The sequence below is a fragment of the Streptomyces sp. NPDC001027 genome (assembly GCF_040299045.1).
GTDB lineage: Bacteria > Actinomycetota > Actinomycetes > Streptomycetales > Streptomycetaceae > Streptomyces.
Genome location: NZ_JBEPBI010000004.1, coordinates 77622 through 94607, shown reverse-complemented (window position 1 = coordinate 94607; position 16986 = coordinate 77622). Strand labels below are relative to the sequence as shown.

19 protein-coding genes are annotated in these 16986 nt (G+C 70.1%); 13 read left to right on the top strand and 6 right to left on the bottom strand.

What is annotated here, in order from left to right; genetic code table 11:
* Nucleotides 1-55: 55 nt before the first annotated feature.
* The 6 genes from ABT300_RS03025 to ABT300_RS03000 form a co-directional block, all read right to left on the bottom strand.
* Complete coding sequence (locus ABT300_RS03025; protein ID WP_336543277.1) at nt 56-379, bottom strand: SH3 domain-containing protein; 324 nt, start codon at nt 377-379, stop codon at nt 56-58.
* Between the two features lie 181 nt (nt 380-560).
* Entirely contained in the window at nt 561-1310 is a 750-nt protein-coding gene (locus ABT300_RS03020; RefSeq protein ID WP_351671230.1) for a hypothetical protein, read from the bottom strand.
* A gap of 17 nt (nt 1311-1327) precedes the next feature.
* Nucleotides 1328-2026, bottom strand: coding sequence for a hypothetical protein (locus ABT300_RS03015; protein WP_351671227.1), 699 nt, complete (start codon nt 2024-2026; stop codon nt 1328-1330).
* Nucleotides 2027-2044: 18 nt separating this feature from the next.
* Nucleotides 2045-2527: a hypothetical protein gene (locus tag ABT300_RS03010; RefSeq protein ID WP_351671224.1), complete on the bottom strand. Its 483-nt coding sequence runs from the start codon at nt 2525-2527 to the stop codon at nt 2045-2047.
* The gene (locus ABT300_RS03005) at nt 2524-3075 is read right to left on the bottom strand and encodes a DUF4913 domain-containing protein (protein ID WP_351671337.1); all 552 of its coding nucleotides are present in this window, start codon (nt 3073-3075) and stop codon (nt 2524-2526) included. Before ABT300_RS03005 ends, ABT300_RS03010 begins: the two co-directional genes overlap by 4 nt.
* Before the next feature lie 241 nt (nt 3076-3316).
* Complete coding sequence (locus ABT300_RS03000) at nt 3317-4072, bottom strand: DNA-methyltransferase (RefSeq protein ID WP_351671221.1); 756 nt, start codon at nt 4070-4072, stop codon at nt 3317-3319.
* A gap of 514 nt (nt 4073-4586) precedes the next feature.
* Here ABT300_RS03000 and ABT300_RS02995 point away from each other — a divergent pair.
* The 13 genes from ABT300_RS02995 (at nt 4587) to ABT300_RS02935 (ending at nt 16966) form a co-directional block, all read left to right on the top strand.
* Nucleotides 4587-5720 carry a C40 family peptidase gene (locus tag ABT300_RS02995; protein ID WP_351671218.1) on the top strand — a complete coding sequence of 378 codons (1134 nt, stop codon included), beginning with the start codon at nt 4587-4589 and terminating at the stop codon, nt 5718-5720.
* Nucleotides 5721-5792: 72 nt separating this feature from the next.
* The gene (locus tag ABT300_RS02990) at nt 5793-6161 is read left to right on the top strand and encodes a hypothetical protein (protein ID WP_319127343.1); all 369 of its coding nucleotides are present in this window, start codon (nt 5793-5795) and stop codon (nt 6159-6161) included.
* A gap of 247 nt (nt 6162-6408) precedes the next feature.
* The gene (locus ABT300_RS02985) at nt 6409-6717 is read left to right on the top strand and encodes a DUF6112 family protein (RefSeq protein WP_061334899.1); all 309 of its coding nucleotides are present in this window, start codon (nt 6409-6411) and stop codon (nt 6715-6717) included.
* Nucleotides 6717-7403 (top strand): hypothetical protein, encoded by a 687-nt coding sequence (locus ABT300_RS02980; protein WP_351671213.1) that lies wholly within the window; start codon nt 6717-6719, stop codon nt 7401-7403. The genes ABT300_RS02985 and ABT300_RS02980 overlap by 1 nt, the downstream gene beginning before the upstream one ends.
* Before the next feature lie 35 nt (nt 7404-7438).
* Nucleotides 7439-8815: an SCO6881 family protein gene (locus ABT300_RS02975; RefSeq protein WP_351671210.1), complete on the top strand. Its 1377-nt coding sequence runs from the start codon at nt 7439-7441 to the stop codon at nt 8813-8815.
* 79 nt (nt 8816-8894) lie between these two features.
* On the top strand, nt 8895-10367 hold the full coding sequence (locus ABT300_RS02970; protein WP_351671207.1) for an SCO6880 family protein: 1473 nt from the start codon (nt 8895-8897) through the stop codon (nt 10365-10367).
* 94 nt (nt 10368-10461) lie between these two features.
* Nucleotides 10462-10923, top strand: a complete 462-nt coding sequence (locus ABT300_RS02965) for a DUF6238 family protein (protein WP_351671204.1) — start codon at nt 10462-10464, stop codon at nt 10921-10923.
* A 28-nt stretch (nt 10924-10951) separates the two neighbouring features.
* Nucleotides 10952-12487 carry a VirB4 family type IV secretion system protein gene (locus ABT300_RS02960; RefSeq protein ID WP_351671201.1) on the top strand — a complete coding sequence of 512 codons (1536 nt, stop codon included), beginning with the start codon at nt 10952-10954 and terminating at the stop codon, nt 12485-12487.
* Nucleotides 12484-13050, top strand: a complete 567-nt coding sequence (locus tag ABT300_RS02955; protein ID WP_351671198.1) for a hypothetical protein — start codon at nt 12484-12486, stop codon at nt 13048-13050. The genes ABT300_RS02960 and ABT300_RS02955 overlap by 4 nt, the downstream gene beginning before the upstream one ends.
* A gap of 108 nt (nt 13051-13158) precedes the next feature.
* A complete protein-coding gene (locus ABT300_RS02950) occupies nt 13159-13329 on the top strand; it encodes a hypothetical protein (RefSeq protein WP_351671195.1) in 171 nt (56 codons plus the stop codon).
* Nucleotides 13319-14236 (top strand): hypothetical protein, encoded by a 918-nt coding sequence (locus ABT300_RS02945; RefSeq protein ID WP_351671192.1) that lies wholly within the window; start codon nt 13319-13321, stop codon nt 14234-14236. Before ABT300_RS02950 ends, ABT300_RS02945 begins: the two co-directional genes overlap by 11 nt.
* Nucleotides 14237-14472: 236 nt before the next feature.
* Nucleotides 14473-15228, top strand: coding sequence for a hypothetical protein (locus ABT300_RS02940; RefSeq protein ID WP_351671189.1), 756 nt, complete (start codon nt 14473-14475; stop codon nt 15226-15228).
* The gene (locus ABT300_RS02935; RefSeq protein ID WP_351671186.1) at nt 15212-16966 is read left to right on the top strand and encodes a hypothetical protein; all 1755 of its coding nucleotides are present in this window, start codon (nt 15212-15214) and stop codon (nt 16964-16966) included. The genes ABT300_RS02940 and ABT300_RS02935 overlap by 17 nt, the downstream gene beginning before the upstream one ends.
* Nucleotides 16967-16986 lie beyond the last annotated feature (20 nt).

Below are 16986 nucleotides of genomic sequence, written 5' to 3'. Positions count from 1 at the left end.
GAGGGGCGGCCGTACCCGGCGGCTCAGCCGCTTACGGGCACCTGCTGAATACCTGTCAGTCCAGGCACATACGGGTGTCGCGGTAGACGTACGTGCCGGAGACCCAGCCCTTGACGCCGGTCGACTTGTCCGTGATGTAGAGCCAGTTGCCGCTCTTCTTGTGGACGGTGAACTTGTGGCTCTTGTAGAGCACTCCGACCGCGGTGGACTTCGTGGTGGCCTTGGACCGGATGGTCACAGCCGACGCGTGGACCTTGTACGGCAGCGGCGGGAGGTCCGGGCAGGACGTCACCATGCTCGTGGCCGTCGCGGCAGCGGCGGCGGGGGCCGCGCTCGCAGGCGTAGTGGACAGCATCGGCAGAGCGATTACTCCGAGCATCGCCGCGGATATGGCAATTCGGGTGGAGCGCATGCGGAAGAAACCTCCGTGAAGGCATAGGGATTGCGTGGAATGGCGCCGCGGGAGTTGTCCCGGCGGCTGTATAAGAGTCCGGAGAATCGCCGGTTTGGCTAACCGGCGATCGTCGGCTATGTTGCGCCGCCCGCGTCGGACCTGGCGCTCAGCGCGAACGGCCGGGCGGGCGCGGAGCAGGGGCCTTTGCCACACCGGCCGGGCGGCTGGCTGCGGCCGTCGGGCGGACCGGCGGGAGGGGACCGGCCTCGCCGGTAAGCCGGTCCTCGCACCACTGCAGGGCCTCGCCCACCGTGTCGAAGCCACCTTCGCGCAGGGTGTGCGTCCACGCGTCGGTGTCGACCTCCTCGACTACGACGCGGAACGGGCTGGGAGCTCGCTCGTCCAGGGCGCGCAGTGCCACGACGGTGACCATGTCGTCCGGGTCGTCGCCGGTGTAGGAGTAGCCCATGGCGTAGTGGTCGCCGTCGCCCGCGAGGCGCCGCTCCAGCGCACGAGTCGCCTCGTCCGCCGGCGGTGGCCCCAGCTCGGGATCGAGGCCGATGGCGTTCTGCGGGCAGCCGCGGTGGATAAGCCAGGACTGCGCCATCGCGGGCAGCGGCATAGCGGCCTGCTCGAAGGTGAACGTCCGCTTCTCGCGGTCACGTTCCAGATGCACAGCGAGCAGCTGCGCCATACCAGGGTGTCCCCACGTGGCGGTGCGGTCGAACAGGACGTAGAAGCTGTGCGCGCCGTTGGGAGTGTGGTGTGCGGCGAGAGGAACGAGCATGTCCTCGTGGACGGCGACCTTGCGGTAGAAGTCGAGGTAGATCTCCTCATCGGCATCGAAGTCGTCCAGTTCGAAGTCGACTTGGGGGATGGGCTTCCGGGCCGGCGCCGGTTCGGTAGGAGTCAACAAGGGCCTTTCGGTGGAGTTCAGCGCCGCTGCACCGGGGTGGACGGCGACGTGCCGGCGCGAGCCGGCAACGTGGGCGCCCGTGTCGTGGGGGTCCGACGGGCGGCGAACAGCGCGGCGCGTCCGACGTCGGTGAGTGCGACCGGCTGGCCGGCGTGCACGGGATGGCCGGTATCCCTCACGACCAGGCCAGCGTCCTCCAGCCGCTGCAGCTTGGCGTGTGGGATTCGGGTACCAGAGGCGGCTGTGACGGACATCCGGCCGGTCAGCAGGTGTTCGTAGAGCTTGGCGCCGCCTGCAATAGCGAGCAGCGCGGCCTGGTCGTCCGTCGAGAGCGGCTTCGCATCGGCCGCCAAGGCCGCTGCGGCAGCCTCGATGGGCTCCAGGGCGGCGAGCACCTTCCCGGCGGCGGCGTCCCGCGCGCGGGTGGCATCCTCCAACTGGTCCACGGTGCGGTTGATGCGCGTGAACAGGGCGTCGTCGACGTCGAACGCGCCGCTGGAAAGACGGTGGAGGAGACGGAGGTAGAAGGTAACGCCGGTCTGAGTCCTGGCCAGCTCGCGGTGCCGGTCGACCAGGTGGGCGTGTGGCTCGTCGAGGATGCCGCGGTCGCGGTAGGCCCACAGGGTGTCGATGTCGTGGCCAGTGGCGGCTTCGAGGCGGTGGTCGAGCGGGGAGACCGCACGCCGGGCTGGCGTCGGCGCGGGTTCAGGGGGCATAGGCGAGGTTCCGTGCGTTCAGCGGGTGTGATGCGCGGGGTTGTGTGCGGGACGGAGCAGACCCGGCAGTGCGGTGGGCGGTGGACCGGGCCGGGGCACCGGAGTGCGGGTGGTCAGCTGCGGGGAGCGCGAACGTGCCGCGTGGGTGCGGGCACTCAGCGGCCGGCGGGTCATCCCCAGGCGGCGGCCGACCTCGTCGTAGACGTCGTTGCCCGCCCGCGGCCGGATGGCGACGACGTGGATGTCCTTCTGGTGCGCGGACTCCGCGGGCGCCGGGCGGACGCCGTAGACGACGCGCCAGTCCTTGCGCGAGTCCACGAACAGCTTCCGGAATCCCTCCAGGTCACCGTCGAGACGTAGCCCGAAACGCTGCGCGTTCACGACTTCCTGCAGGTAGGCGAGGGTGAGGTCGCGGATATCGCTGGGGGCTTGGAGGAGATCGGTCAGCGCGCGGGGGTCGAAGCTCAGTCCGAAGGCGGGCTGCCCCTGTCCCGCGGTCATGACGTCGGCTCGTCCGGCTCGGCGGGCCCGCCGGCTTCCGCCGTGGCCAGCGTCTCCGTGCGTACGGACGGCGGCGGGCCGGGCAGAAGACGATGCGCGGGCCGGTCGGGAGAGGTCATGCAGGCCGACAGCGGCCCGCCCGGTGCGCGGATCGCCGCAAGGGCGTGGGTGAGGAAGTCCCGGTGCCACACGAACAGGCCGCTCAATCCGGCTTCAGGGTCCTTGTGTTGCTGGTAGGCGAGCCACAGGGAGTGGAGCCAGGCCACGACGTCGTCGTGCTCCTGCCACTGCAGGCACCAGGGCGCTGCGGTGGTGACCTCCGCCCCGTAGACCGGGAGGAAGAAGTCGTCGATCCAGTCCGACAAGGCGTCGAGTTCATCTTCGCGTTCCTCCCCGTCGAGTTCCAGAATCGGGCGGGGCTCCGGCGCAGCGGCGGCAGGCGGCCCGCCGAGCCCCGGCATGCCGAACGCGGCGAACGGCGATCCGCTCGGCGCTGGGGCGGACGCGAGGTGGTCGAGTTGCTGCGCCTGTTGCGCCGACTGCTCCATGAGCCGTCGGACGCTCGCCTCGATTCCTTCCAGCTGCGGATCGGGAATGCGTACCGGCTCCAACTCCCCATCGTCAGGGGGTTTTATGAGTTCGGGCATGAAGAAGTTCGACCTCCTACGAGACGCGGAATGTGAGGAAGACGGAAGCGGCGATGCTCGGACCGGCCAGCGAGTTGCAAGTCCGCTTCGTCGGATTGCCGGCCAGGGCGCCAGTCGCCTTGGCGGGAAGCACGCTCGCGGCTCAGACGGTGAGAATCACGTCGTCTTGCGTGAGGGTCTCGCGGATCGTTTCGGTGAGCCGGTCATTCGCGATCGACGCGTAGTGCTCGGTCTTCTCCACGCCGATGAAGTCCCTGCCTTCCAGCAGAGCGGCCACCCCGGTGGAGCCGGAGCCGGCGCAGAAGTCGAGCACCGTGCCGCCCTCGGGGCTGATCTTGACCAGCTCGCGCATCACCTCGACGGGCTTCTGCGTGATGTGCTGCCGATTCGCCCCCGAGGGCTGCGAGGCCGAGTACAGGCCGGGCAGATAGACGGGGTTCCGGGAACCGTCGATCGCTCCCTTCGACGCCCAGACGATGAATTCACAGTTCTGGGTGAACCGGCCCTTCTGGGGCCGTGCCTGTGGCTTGTGCCAGGCCAGTACCCCGCGCCACAGCCACCCGGCCGCCTGGATCGCGTCCGTCGTGATCGGGAGCTGACGCCAGTCGGTGAACAGCAGCGCGGTGCCACCGCTGCGGGTGAGGCGGTGGGCTTCGGTCATGATCTGCGTCAGCCAGAACCCGTAGCTGCGCTGGTCCATGTTCTCACCGGTGAAGTCCGGCAAGGCGTGCTGGGCGTCGGCGGAGGTGTACTTCTGCTTCGCGGAGCGGGTGGTGCGCTCCTTCGCGGTCCTACCGCCCGAGTTGTACGGCGGATCGGTAATGACGGAGTCGACGCAGCCGTCCGGAAGGCCGGCGAGAACACTGAGAGCGTCGCCCTGGTGCAGGGAAAAAGGCAAAGAGGAACCCCTATTCGGGTGCGGAATCGCGGAGAGAACTAACCGCCTCGCACAGAAATCCTCGCGGGCCGGGAGTGGGCATACAGAAGCCCAGGGCCGCAGACCGAGGAGGGCGAGGGGGGAGTCCAAAAACTGTAGAGGCGAAACCGCCGACGACCAAGAAGTGCATTGCTGAGGTGCCGGATTCCGGTACCTCACGCCAACTTTTTGGTCAACCGCCGATCCGCGCCTACTGTTTTTGAACCGCCCGGCGCACACCGCCGCTGGCTACTCCCCACCCCACCTCACGGAGGTACCCCCTGCCCCGGCACACCTAGCTCACCGCCCGGCCACGCGGAGCGAGCGGCAACTCGCCCCCACCGGCCCGCCTTGATCGCCCGCCCCGGCCGCCGCGCCCTTCCCATCACGCCTCGCGCACGCGGCACGCCGGACACTGCACCCCGAAGGACACGCTCATGACGTCCCGCTACCCACCCACGCCCGAAAGCGCTGACCGGCGAGCGATCCGCTCCGGTTGAAGGCGCTCGCCGCCAGCATCGGCGTCGTCTTCCTCTCCCCGATCCTGATCGCCGGCACCGGCATGATGCTGGCCTCCTCCGCCGACGCCGTGCAGAGCAGCGGCTCCTTCAGCAACTGCCTGACCGACATCGACACCGACGAGGTCGCCGATCAGGTCACCAAGATCCTCGACGGCGCGTCCGGCAAGAACGTCCACATCGAGGGCCTGGACCTGCCGGCCGAACAAGTCCCCAACGCGGCGACGATCGTGGCCGCCGGCCTCTCGCTCGACGTCCCCAGGAAGGGACGGATCGTCGCGCTCGCCACCGCGATGCAGGAGAGCCGACTGCGCAACCTCAACTACGGGGACCGGGACTCGCTCGGCCTGTTCCAGCAGCGTCCCTCCCAGGGCTGGGGCAGTGCCCAGCAGATCCGCGATCCGGTCTACGCCTCCGAGCAGTTCTACAAGCACTTGCTCAAGGTGAACGGCTGGCAGCAGATGACCGTCGCCCAGGCCGCCCAAGCCGTGCAGAGATCCGCCTACCCCGACGCGTATGCGCAGTGGGAGAGCCTGGCCACCGCACTGCAGGATGCCATCGCCAAGACCTTCCCGGGCGGCGGCACCCACGCGGGCAGCAACGACGCAGACCAGGGCAAGCAGCCATCGACCGGCACGACCGGATGCGCTCCGGGCCAGGACGGTTCCGGCTTCGGCCGTATCCCCGAGGGAAGCATCCCGAAGGGCTACGCGATCCCCAAGGACGCCGATCCGAAGGCGCGCAAGGCCATCGAGTGGGCGATGCACCAGCTCGGCACGCTCTACCAGTGGGGCGGCTCCTGCACCGACGCGCACGGTCCTGACCCCATGGGCCGCTGCGACTGCTCCAGCCTGATGCAGCAGGCGTACGCGCATGCCGGCGTCACTCTCACCCGCACCACGTACACGCAGGTCAACGAGGGCAAAGCGGTCTCGCCAGCCCAACTCAAGCCCGGTGACCTGATCTTCAGCCGCGGCACCGCCGCCCGTCCTGAGCACGTCGGCATGTACATGGGCGAGGGCCTCGTGATCGAGGCGCCGCGCACCACCAAGCCGGTCCGCATCACTCCGATCAAGGACTGGACGATTCTCGCCGCCCGCCGCGTCCTCTGACACCGGCCGGGGCGCGACCGCCCCGGCCCACCATCTCTGACCGAGATTCCCCTAACAGTACGGAGCATCTTCTTGATAACCCGCCACCGCGCCCAGCGTGCCCTCGCGGCAGCCTCTCTGGGCCTGGCCGTCGCAGCCGGCGGCCTGGCCACCGCCACCACGGCACAGGCGTACGACACCGGCACCACCACCATCAGCTGCAGTGCGGTCAAGGTACGCAAGGCCCCGTCGAAGACGTCCACGGTCTTGGGCATCGGCTACCGCCACGACAAGGTCGTCTACGACCAGTGGGTCTACAAGCAGTCCGAGAAGACCTGGTACACGCGCGGCACCGTCACCCGGAAGTCGGACGGCAAGAAGATCGGCCGCGGTTACATGATCTACAACTGCGCGAACCCGTACAAGACCAACCCCGCTCCGAAGCCATCGGCCCCAAAGTAGGGGTCTCCCTCGGCCGGTTCGGCCCCTGAGCCGGCGCGCCTTCGCTGGGAGCACCGGCTCGGTCCGCAGCCTCGGCGCGGCACCTGCTGCGTCCTCGTGCGAGCGATGTCGTCTCTTCGCGGACGTCGACCGGGCCAGCCGGTTCCTGCACGGTGTCTGCCCTCCCTTTCTGCGAGGCGCTGCCTCGTTCCTCCCTTTCCTTCTGTGATTCCCGCGCGCCGGGTTTCGGCGTGCCCAAGGAGCCTCCTTGCCCCTACTCGAAACCGTGCAGTACCTGGCCTACGATCCCGGCATCACGCCGTCGGGCGGTGGCCTGCCCGGTCTGAGCGTGCTGAAGAACGTCGTCAACTCGATCAACCTGTTCGGCATCATCGCCGTCGTCGGCGCCCTCGCCGTGTCGCTCGGCGTGTGGGCCTGGGGCCACCACACGGGCGGTCACCAGGCCGAGGCCAACGGGAAGAAGGGCGCGGTCGTGGCCGCAGGCGCCGCCCTGGGCCTGGGCGCCGCTAACGGAATCGTCGCGTTCTTCTCGACCCTCGGGTCGCAGGTGCACTGATGAACAAACGATTCCTCTCCCTGTCTTCGTATGGCAGGGGCTGGTCGGCCAACCGGCGCATCGCGATCGTCGCCTCCGCCGTCGCAGTCCTGCTCGCCATCGCCGGGATCGTCGCCCTGCTGACCGGCGGCGGCAACGGCCACCCGGCCCCGGACACCGCCGCGCCCGCCCCGTCCGGCAGCCCGTCCTCCTCCGAGGCCGCCCCCAAGCCTTCCTCCGGATCCGGGTCGGTGTCCCAGCCTCCGCAGATCGCCGAACCGGTCGCCTACGCCAAGGCGGCGGCCCAGATGCTGTGGTCCTACGACACCCGCGACACCAGCCGCGACCAGCAACTCGCCGGCATGCGCGCCTGGATGACCACGGAGACCAAGTACGCCGACTGGGCCTCGGTCTCCGGCCAGGTTCCCGATCCGGTGCTGTGGTCGCGGATGGCCGACCAGGACCAGCACGCCACCGCCAGCGTCACCGAGGGCAACTACCCCTCCGCGTTCAAGCAGGCGCTGGCCGACGACCCGTCCGCGATCACCGAGGCGTACATCTACGTCGTCACCGTCAACGGCAAGCAGACGATCAGCTGGAAGAAGGGCGGCGGCGGGGCCGAGGAACGGGCCGTGACCCTCGCCGTCCAGTGCCGCCCGAATCACGACTGCACCCTGGCCGCCATCGCCCCGAGCGTCACCCAGTGACCCGCGCCTGAGACACGAAAGGAGAAGCAACTCCCGTGGGTTTCTGTGATTACCCCCTGGCCGACAAGCTGTGCGCGGTCGGTGAGGCGGTGGATTTCGCCTCGGATCCCGGCAAGGCCATCGGTGACTGGATGGCGAAGTCCGCCGGTGAACTGGCAGCCGCCGCAGCTGATTTGGCCGCCGAGGCAGTCAACACCACCACGAAGGTGGACCTCAACGCCACGTGGTTCGTCGACAACTACGAGATGCTGCTGCCACTGGGCCTGGTCCTGCTGGTCGCCACATTCTGCGCGCAACTGGTGCGGGCCGCCGTCCGGCGCGACGGACAAGCCCTCACACAAGCGTTCACCGGCACCATGAGCGGCGTCCTGTTCGCCTTCTGCGCCATCTCTGTGACCACAGTCGCCGTCGAAGTGGTCGACGCCGTCAGCGACGGCCTGTTCAAGACCGCCCACCTGAACATCGAGTCGGCCGTGCGACGCATCGTGAAGGTCAACCAGATCGCGGGCCTGTCCGGGCTGGGATGGCTCGTAGCGGTCGTCGCCGGCCTTGGTGCCGCCGTCGGTGCCTTCCTCTACTGGTGCGTGATGATGGTCCGCAAAGTCGGCATCCTCGTCATGGTCACGCTGGCTGTCTTCGCCTCCGCCGGCGGCGGATGGGAGGTCGCGCGGCGCTGGCGCAAGGGCTGGATCGAGGCCACCGCCACCCTCGTCGTCTCCAAGCTCCTGATGACCGTGATCTTCGTCCTCGGAATCGCAGCCATGGGCAAAACCGAGGCCAAGGACGGCATCGCCGCTCTGGCCGACGTGATGTCCGGCATCGTGATCATGATTCTGGTCCTGCTGTGTCCGTACGCCGTCTTCAAGTTCGTGCACTGGGCGGCCGACGGGACCGACGGCGAGTCCATCCACCGTGCAGGCGGCGCCGGAGCGCAGATCGCCAAGGCGCATGCCGAGAAGGCCGCCCGTAAGGCCGCCGCGGCTGCGGCCACTGCCGGAACCGGTGGCGCTGCCGCCGGAGCAGGCGCCGCACCGCAGGGGCCCGACGCCGCTGGCGGGGGCGGCTTCCCCGGCGACGTCGCCGCCAACCCGACCGGCGGCGGAGAGGGCAAGGAAGGTTCGCAGAGCGGCGGAACAAGCGCCTCGCCCGGTGGCGATGCCGTCAAGTCCGGTCTGGAGAAAGCCGTCCAGCCCGCGCCGACGAGCGTGTCCGACGACACCAGCGGCCAGGTGGGCGGCAGCCCGGGGCCGGGCGGGTCCGGATCGAACGCCGCCTCCGGCCAGGGCGGCGGATGGCAGTCCGCGGCGCCGACCACCACCCCGCCGCCGCAGGGCGCACCCCCGCCCTCCGGCTCACAGAACGCCACGTCCAGCGGGTCGGCCTCACCTCCTCCGCCGCCGACCGGCCTCTGATCCCCTGCCCGTCCACCGGGGGCGGGACGTGCGCTGCACCTCCCGCCCCGGGTTCCCCCGCGTCTCCAGGACCCGCCCCTTGACTGATCTCTCCGTCGCCCCGGTCACGGTGAAGTTCCCGCACCGGTCCCGCCGCGGCATCCTCCTCGGCCTCTCCCTGCCCCAACTCGTCCTCGTCTCCTGCACGCTGGCGCTACTGCTGATGACAGTGGTCTCCACCGGACTGCTCGGCGCCGTCGCCCTGGCCCCATTGTGGGCGGCATCCGGTGCCCTCGTCGCGATCCGCCGGCACGGCCGCTCCCTCATCGACTGGGCGCCGATCGTCGCCCGCTACGCACACCGCCGCCGCACCGGCCAGACCCTCTGGCTCGCCCGGCCCATCACCCGGCCCCGGCAGGACGGCATCCTCCACCTGCCCGGCGCCACCGCCTCCCTCAAGGTGGTCACCCCCGGCGACTCCGCCAACGGCGCCGCGGCCGTGCACGACCCGCACCAGCAGACCCTGACCGCCATCGCCCGCGTCAGCAGCCGCGCCTTCGCCCTCCTCGACCCGGCGACGCAGAACCGCAACGTGAGCAGCTGGGGCCGAGCGCTGGCGGGCATCGCCCGCACCGGGCACATCGCCACCGTCCAGGTGCTGGAGCGCACCGTTCCCGACAGCGGCGACACCCTCACCCGCCACTGGACCCACAACGGGCAGCCCCAGACCCCGGTGGCCGGGCAGATCTACTCCGAGCTGGTCGCCTCGGCCGGCCCCGCCGCCGCACCGCACGAGACCTACCTCGCCATCTCCCTCGACCTCAAGGCCGCCCGGCGCCTGATCTCGCAGGCCGGCGGAGGGCCGCCCGGGGCGTTCACCGTCATGGAGCAGACCACCGCATCCATCGCCCAGGCCGCCCGCAACGCCGGACTCCAGGTCACCGGGTGGCTGACCGCGCGGGAGATCGCCGCCGTCATCCGCACCGCCTACGACCCAAAGGCGCTCGCCCCCCTCCAGCAGTGGTCCGAGACCGGCCGCGCCGAGGCCGATCCCGCAGCCGCCGGGCCCGTCGTCCAGTTCGAGGAGTACGACCGCCTCGCCACCGACAGCGCACGGCACGCGACGTACTGGGTGGAGAACTGGCCGAGGACGGAGATGGGGGCCGGCTTCTTGCACGGGATCATGTTCACGGCCGGCGTGCGGCGCAGCCTCTCCCTTATATACGTGCCGCAGGGACTCGAGTCCGCGCTGCGAGACGTCCAGCGGAAGAAGGCGGCGATCATCGCCGACGCCAACGAGAGGGCCCGCCGGGGGCAGGTCGACAGCGAGGAAGACTCCGTCGAGTACGCCGACGTCAAGCAGCGTGAGCGCCAGCTCATCGCCGGACACGCCGACGTGGCCCTGACCGGACTGGTCACCGTCACCGCCGAGACCGACGCCCTCCTGGACGCCGCCTGCGCACAGATCGAGACCCACGCCGTCACCTCCGGCGTCGATCTGCGACGGCTCAACTACCAGCAGCCGGACGCCTTCGCCCTCAGCGCGCTCCCGCTCGCCCGGACCGCCCTGTGAGCCGGGCCCGTCCCCGCCGGACAGCGCCGTGGCGCCCGCCGCTCTTCGATCATCCGTCACCGCCCCTGCCTGCCGGCAGGAAGGACCACCACCTTTGACCCCTCCCACGCGTCCGGACGACGCGCATCCCTACCTCCGCGCCGCGAGCGCCGGAGTCCGCCACCACACCCGGGCCCTGGCACCGTCGGACGCGAACCCGCCCCGGCCGGCGGACCGGCTGCACCTTGACGTGCTGCACGCCCACCTCACCGCCCTGCACCAGCTCTTGGACCGGCTTGCCGAAAACACCCGGCCTGCGCACCCCGCCGCCGGCCGGCACCTCGCCACCGCGCACACCCGCCTCTGGCAGGCCACCAGCGAGGTCCACTCCGCCTTCCACCTGCTGCCCAACAACACGGCCGCAGAAGCCGAGACAAGCGCATGCCATCCAGAGCGGCTGCCCGAGGGACCGCCCGTTCTCACGATCTGCCAGCGCCACCTCGCCGCCGGGCACATCATCCGCCGCAAGACCACCCCCGCTGACCTCCGCCCGCACACCACAGCCTGCGTGCGATGAGCACCATCCGCAGAAACGAGGGCCACCGATGAGCCACCGGCCCGCCCGCCGCGCCCGCCGCGCCTCCGCCAGCCCGCTCTTCACCCCCCACGACACCGACCGTGCCAGCCGCAAGGCCGCCCGTCGCCGGCTCGCCGAGGCCACCGCCAAGGCTCGCGCGGAAGCCAGTGCCCACCAGACCGAGAGCACGTCCGCCGAGCGCGAGATGCCCACCGCGCTCTACCCGGCGAACGGACGTCCCGGAGCGGCATCCGCGCGTCACAACCGGCTGAAGCTGTCGGCCCACCGCATGACGACGGCCGTGGCCGCCGGCGCATACCCCTTCCTGGCCGAAGGCGGACTCGGCGCGGAGGGCATCTACATCGGGCGCGACGTCCACGCGGAAGCGTCCTTCGTCTTCGATCCGTTCGCGCTGTACGGCAAGGTCGAGGGATTCACCAACCCCAACCTCCTGCTCGCCGGGGTCATCGGCCAGGGCAAGAGCGCACTCGCCAAGAGCTTCGCGCTGCGTTCGGTGGCCTTCGGATACCGCGTCTACGTCCCGTGTGACCCGAAGGGCGAATGGACGCCGGTGGCACAAGCCCTCGGCGGCCGGTCCGTCGCTCTCGGCCCCGGACTGCCCGGACGGCTGAACCCCCTGGACGCGGCCCCGCGCCCGCAGAACGTATCCGAGGACGACTGGGTCGGCGAGATCCGCAAACGGCGCCTCCTCCTGCTCGGCTCCCTGGCCCGGACAGTCCTGGGCCGGGACCTGATGCCCATGGAACACACCGCCCTGGACGTCGCCCTGGACGCCGTCGTCACCCGCGCCTCCGCCACCGGCCGCACCCCGCTGCTCGGCGATGTCTCCACCACCCTCAACAACCCCAGCGCGCTCGACGAGGCCGCCGGGATGATGTCGGGCCAACTCGGCGACGCCGCCCGCGACCTGGCCCACGCCATGCGCCGCCTCGTCCACGGTGACCTGGCCGGCATGTTCGACGCCCCTTCCACCGTCGCCTTCGACCCGAACGCACCGATGCTCACCATCGACCTCTCCCGGCTCGGCGGCTCCGGCGACGACACCGCCCTCGTCCTCGCGATGACCTGCGCCTCCGCCTGGATGGAATCCGCCCTCTCCGACCCATCCGGCGGCCGACGCTGGATCGTGTACGACGAGGCGTGGCGATTGATGCGGCACGTCGGCCTGCTGCAGCGCATGCAGGCCCAGTGGAAACTCTCACGCGGCCTCGGCATCGCCAACCTCATGGTGATCCACCGGCTGTCCGACCTGCTCACCGCCGGCGACGCCGGATCACAGGGCCGGGCCCTGGCCGAAGGACTCCTCGCCGACTGCAGCACCCGCATCATCTACCGCCAGGAGACCGACCAACTCCATGCCGCGGCCTCGCTTCTCGGCCTGACCTCCGTCGAAATGGACGCCATCGCCCACCTCAACCGAGGACGCGGCCTGTGGAAAGTCGCCGGACGATCTTTCATCGTGCAGCACCTCCTGCACGCGTACGAGCTGGCACTCTTCGACACCGACGCTCGAATGCACACAAAAACCGCAAAAAACTCATGACACCCGATATCCAGCGTGAACTGATCCCGCGCGCCACCACCCTCCACCTCATCGACGCGCTCAACGCCGTAAGGGGCAAACTCTCCGGCGCGTTCGAGCAGTGGGAGCTGCTGGACGACACCGGTCACGTCCCGGCCTCGCCGTCCTACACAGCGCTTCTCCAGCACGTCACCGACGCACAGGCTCTCTCCCGTGATGTCGTCCAGCTGACCGCAGACTTCGCCCGGACCACCTCCAGTACGAACCGTGCCGGCAGCGCCGTCCTCGCCCATCTGGCGTCGGCGGTCACCCTGTCGAGCCAGGCCGTACCGCACTTCGCCGAGACCGCGCAGACCGCGCTCTCACTGCCCCGACCGCGCGGAGTGAACGACAGCTACGTCCGGGACAACCGCATGGTCGTCGAACACGCGACGGCGCGTGCCTGTCTGCGGCGCGCGGCACAGGCGCTCGGTGACGCAGTCCAGGAACTCACCGACCACCTCGACTTCCACCGCTTCTTCCTCACGCCCTCCCGCCGCCAGAGCCCGGTGCCGCCGCCCAGACCGGGCGGTCGCCACCGCTGACCCGGGCCGACCCCCACCCCTTCAAGGAGTCCTCTGAACCGCCCCGCCCACTTCAGCGACGCCGACTGGGCCGACTACCAGCAGTGCCAGGCCGAGCACGACGACCTCATGGCACAAGTCGCCGAACGCGAAACCCAGATGGAGCACGGCCTGATCGCCGCCTACGACGAGTACGAACTCGATTTCAGTCCGGTGCCGAAGCCGGAAGCCGACCCCGCTCGCCGGATACCTCCGCCCCACCGCACGCCGGCCTCCCGCAGGAGGAACCGTGGCCGCTGACCAGGAGAACACTCCAGACGCCCGCCGCGCGGCTGCGCTCGCACCGCTTCCCGACCATCGCAACGTGGACACCCCGTGGTGGCAGGAGCTGTGGCACCGCCACGCGCACATCACCACGCCGCTGCGAGAGCGCGGGCTGGAGTGCGACATCGAGTTCGGACTCAGCGCCTACATCGTGCGCGTATCCCTCCCCGACGGCAGTCACCTGATCATCGGTCCGCCGCAGGAGCCCCCCTCCGACCGCCCGCCCGGCAGCCCGGAGGGCTGGATCGCGACCCGCGAGCACCCCGACAACCCGTCGCTGTTCGAGGTCCTCTACGACTCGGCGCCCTCCGACGACCCCGGTGCACCCCAGCGGCCCGAAGCCCGGCACGGCGGCAGCGCCCAGCCCCTGATCGAGTCGATCGACCATCGCCTCGCCCAGCTCCGGCTGCTGCCCGCTCCCTCCTCGTCCACCGCCCGCGCCCTCATGTCCACAGCCACGCCGGCGCTCCCCGCGCCCAAGACCCCGGACGTCTCCGACAACGCGGACCGCACCTCCGTCTACGGCGACGCGCTCCTCGCTCTCACCGACCGGCTCAACGCAACCGAGTCGCATGCGGACGCCGCCGCCCTGCTGCACCAGATCCTGGACCCCACCAGCGGCCTGCTGGAGCGGCTCGGCGATTTCTTCGAAGCAGCCGGAGAGAAAGCCAAGGAATCCGAGCAGGACGACGGATTCGACCTCCACTACGACCTTGAGGACGCCGCAGCCGCCCTGCGCAGTCTCGGTGAGGACCTGCACACCGCCGTCGACCGCATGGGGGCCCTGGCCCCCACGCGCCAGAGCACCAGCGCTGCCCTCCCATCGGGCCCAAGCCCGGGGCTGCCGACGGTGAAGATCCCCGGGCTGGGTCGCACTCGGTGATCCAGGCACACCCGACGCTCACTGCGCCCTCGTCCGCCTCAAAGACCTGGAACGTGCTGCTTCCCTGGATGGTGAGGTCCACGAGCTGCGGGCCCCGCTTCGTGGGCTTCCGTCTGGCCGGGGGGTGGCCCGGATGACGGTCCGCGTCGCCTCCGGGGAGGTGCACGCTGCGCTACCTCGGCACTCCCTCGGGGCCTGAGATACGGGCCGCGATGAGCGCCGGACACATCGGCTGCATGACCACCCCCGCGCAAGGCAACCGTATCCCCGAGGGTGCCCTGTATGCCTGCGACAACTCCAAGTTCGGCAGCGACGGCAAGGGCCGCTACTGGCCCGGCGCCGAAGCGTGGTTCGCCTGGCTGGAGCGGACCGTTGAACGGTACGGGCCGGACCGCTGCCTGTGGGCGCTCGCCCCGGACCAGCCGTTCGACGCCGTCGGCACCCTCACCGAGTCCCTGCCGTGGCTGGTCCGCATCCGCGAACTGGGCATCCCCGCGGCCTACGCGGCCCAGGACGGCTGCGATGCACCCGGGCTGCTGCCGTGGGACGCCTTCGATGTCCTGTTCCTGGCCGGATCCACCGAGTGGAAACTCGGGCCCGTCGCCGAACGGCTGGCCCGCGAGGCGAAGGCCCGCGGCAAAGGCGTGCACATGGGCCGTGTCAACTCCCGGCTGCGTCTGGGGATAGCCGAGTGGTTCGGCTGCGACAGCGCCGACGGCACCTACCTCGCGTACGGGCCCGACAAGAACCTGCCCAAGCTCCTCAACTGGCTCGACGAGCTCGACGGCCGCCCCTCCCTCGTCGGCGGCACACAGCCCTTCGCCGTCGCCGACGCGCCGTCGACGGATCTGTCCCCGCGAGCAGACCTCCGACGACGGGTAATGCCAGGTCACGAGGCTGCCATGAGATCGAAGAGATACCCGCCCACAGCGACAGGCGATGTAGCCCCCGCCCTCCCGACACCACGAGGTCCCCGTGCCAGAACCCGCTGAACAGTCGACGCCGCACCGGTCGCAGCAGCAGAACCTCGAACTGCGCAGTACCTCCGAGCCCCTCGAACTGCTCGACCACACCGGCCAGGTCCCGGACGATGGCGGGTCACCGGCCGGAGCTTCATCGTCCGACATCAACTCCATGCGCACGAGCCTGGCGTTGTTCGACATTGGACCTGCAGACAAGCCCGTGCCCGCCATTAGCCTCGGCGATCACGACCAGATCGGTGTCATCGCCCTCACCAGCAACGACGCCCCTGCGGCAGCCCACACCCTCCTTACCGACCACGGCTTCTGGCGCCCACGAGGCGTCTTCGGCTCCATCCTGATCCACGACAGGTACGACCACGACGTTCCGGCCCGGCTCACGCGGTTCCTCGCCGATGCCGACCGGCAAGGCATCGACGTGGAATACCACCTGCCCCGCATCTTCGCGGACGCTGGTTCTCCCGCTGCGGGCAAGCGCGTCGAAGAACTGTGGCGCGACAACCAGCAACGGGAGTACCGCCGTTCACAGCGCCAGGCCGCCCGGATCGTCACCTCCGGCAGCGATCTGGAATCCCTAGCCCATGGCCTGTCTCGCTGGCTACCCGGTGAATGGGCGTTCCACGTAACCGACTTCGTCGATCCGGGCAGCCAGCTCGACTTCTTCGACGAGTTGTGGGACAACGCGTGCCTGGCCAGCGCCTGGATGCAATTCTGTGTTCCTCGCGCCGCGATTCTCACCGGCCCCAGCCGCTTTGAGCTCGTCGTGATCGACCGCCCGCTGCACCGCGGACAGGTCCTCGTCGGCGCGCTATCCCTGCACAGCATCACCCACGACTACTTCGGCGACGACTACGCCCCGCACGCGATCGCGGTCCCCTCCGAGGCCGTCCGCGCCGCTCACACGGTCTCCCGGCGGCTCCTGCCCCGCTACCACCAGGCCGCCCGGCGTCTTAGGAATCCATGCCCGCATCCCGCACCGACCTGTCCGCCTTCGCAACCGCCCTCGCCCAGCACATGCCTGGGCAGTGGTACCGCAAGTACGAAGGCTTCCCCCCCTCCCCAAACCCACCGGTTGATCGCCGACCGCGTGTGGGACTGCGGTCCCGCCCACTCGGCCGTCCAGGACTTCCCCGACGCCCCCATCCCACTCCTCGAAGGGCCCGATGACGCACAGCTGTGTGTCATCGAACGGCCCCGCTACCCCCGCCAGTACCTGGTCGCCCCGCTGGAGCCCGAGGGCTTCAAGCCACACCACTTCCGCATGGTGGACGAGCCGAACGGCATCGCTGTCCCCGACGATCCGGTCCGAGCCGCCGCCGCGGTCTCGCGCCGCGTGCTGCCCCGCTACCGGCGGGCCATGGAAGCGGTCCGTCACAACGCCCGCACTCAGCCCGAGCCCCCGCACCGGCTGCCCGCACCGGAGGTCGCCCAGACCTTCACGCTGATCTGGTACCCCGACGGGGTCGTGGGCGCACCGTATAGGTCGGTGCCCGAAGACGCCCGCACGGTGCTGTACGGCTGCCGTTTCCAGTACAGCCCGCACGAGTCGGCGTTCGTGCTGCCCGCCTCCTACAGCACCAGCGACCGCTCCCTGCTAATCCAGACCGCCGTGCGGCTCCTCACCGCCCAGGGCATCGGCGTCGACTTCCGCCACGCCGCCCCCGCCTGCGCGGGCCCACCGACTCGCCCGCCCACAGCGGCGCCCGGCATACAGCCGACGGCGGGCACGCCGTCCTCAGCAAGGCGGTAGACGCCCCCACCCATCCCGGA

Bases quoted from the DNA above. Each gene is read 5' to 3' on its own strand.
- ABT300_RS02950 (WP_351671195.1), top strand. From the start codon at position 13,159: ATGGCACAAGTCGCCGAACGCGAAACCCAGATGGAGCACGGCCTGATC.
- ABT300_RS03010 (WP_351671224.1), bottom strand. From the start codon at position 2,527: ATGACCGCGGGACAGGGGCAGCCCGCCTTCGGACTGAGCTTCGACCCC.
- ABT300_RS02980 (WP_351671213.1), top strand. From the start codon at position 6,717: ATGAACAAACGATTCCTCTCCCTGTCTTCGTATGGCAGGGGCTGGTCG.
- ABT300_RS02955 (WP_351671198.1), top strand. From the start codon at position 12,484: ATGACACCCGATATCCAGCGTGAACTGATCCCGCGCGCCACCACCCTC.
- ABT300_RS02960 (WP_351671201.1), top strand. From the start codon at position 10,952: ATGAGCCACCGGCCCGCCCGCCGCGCCCGCCGCGCCTCCGCCAGCCCG.
- ABT300_RS02940 (WP_351671189.1), top strand. From the start codon at position 14,473: ATGACCACCCCCGCGCAAGGCAACCGTATCCCCGAGGGTGCCCTGTAT.
- ABT300_RS03025 (WP_336543277.1), bottom strand. From the start codon at position 379: ATGCTCGGAGTAATCGCTCTGCCGATGCTGTCCACTACGCCTGCGAGC.
- ABT300_RS03005 (WP_351671337.1), bottom strand. From the start codon at position 3,075: ATGGAGCAGTCGGCGCAACAGGCGCAGCAACTCGACCACCTCGCGTCC.
- ABT300_RS03015 (WP_351671227.1), bottom strand. From the start codon at position 2,026: ATGCCCCCTGAACCCGCGCCGACGCCAGCCCGGCGTGCGGTCTCCCCG.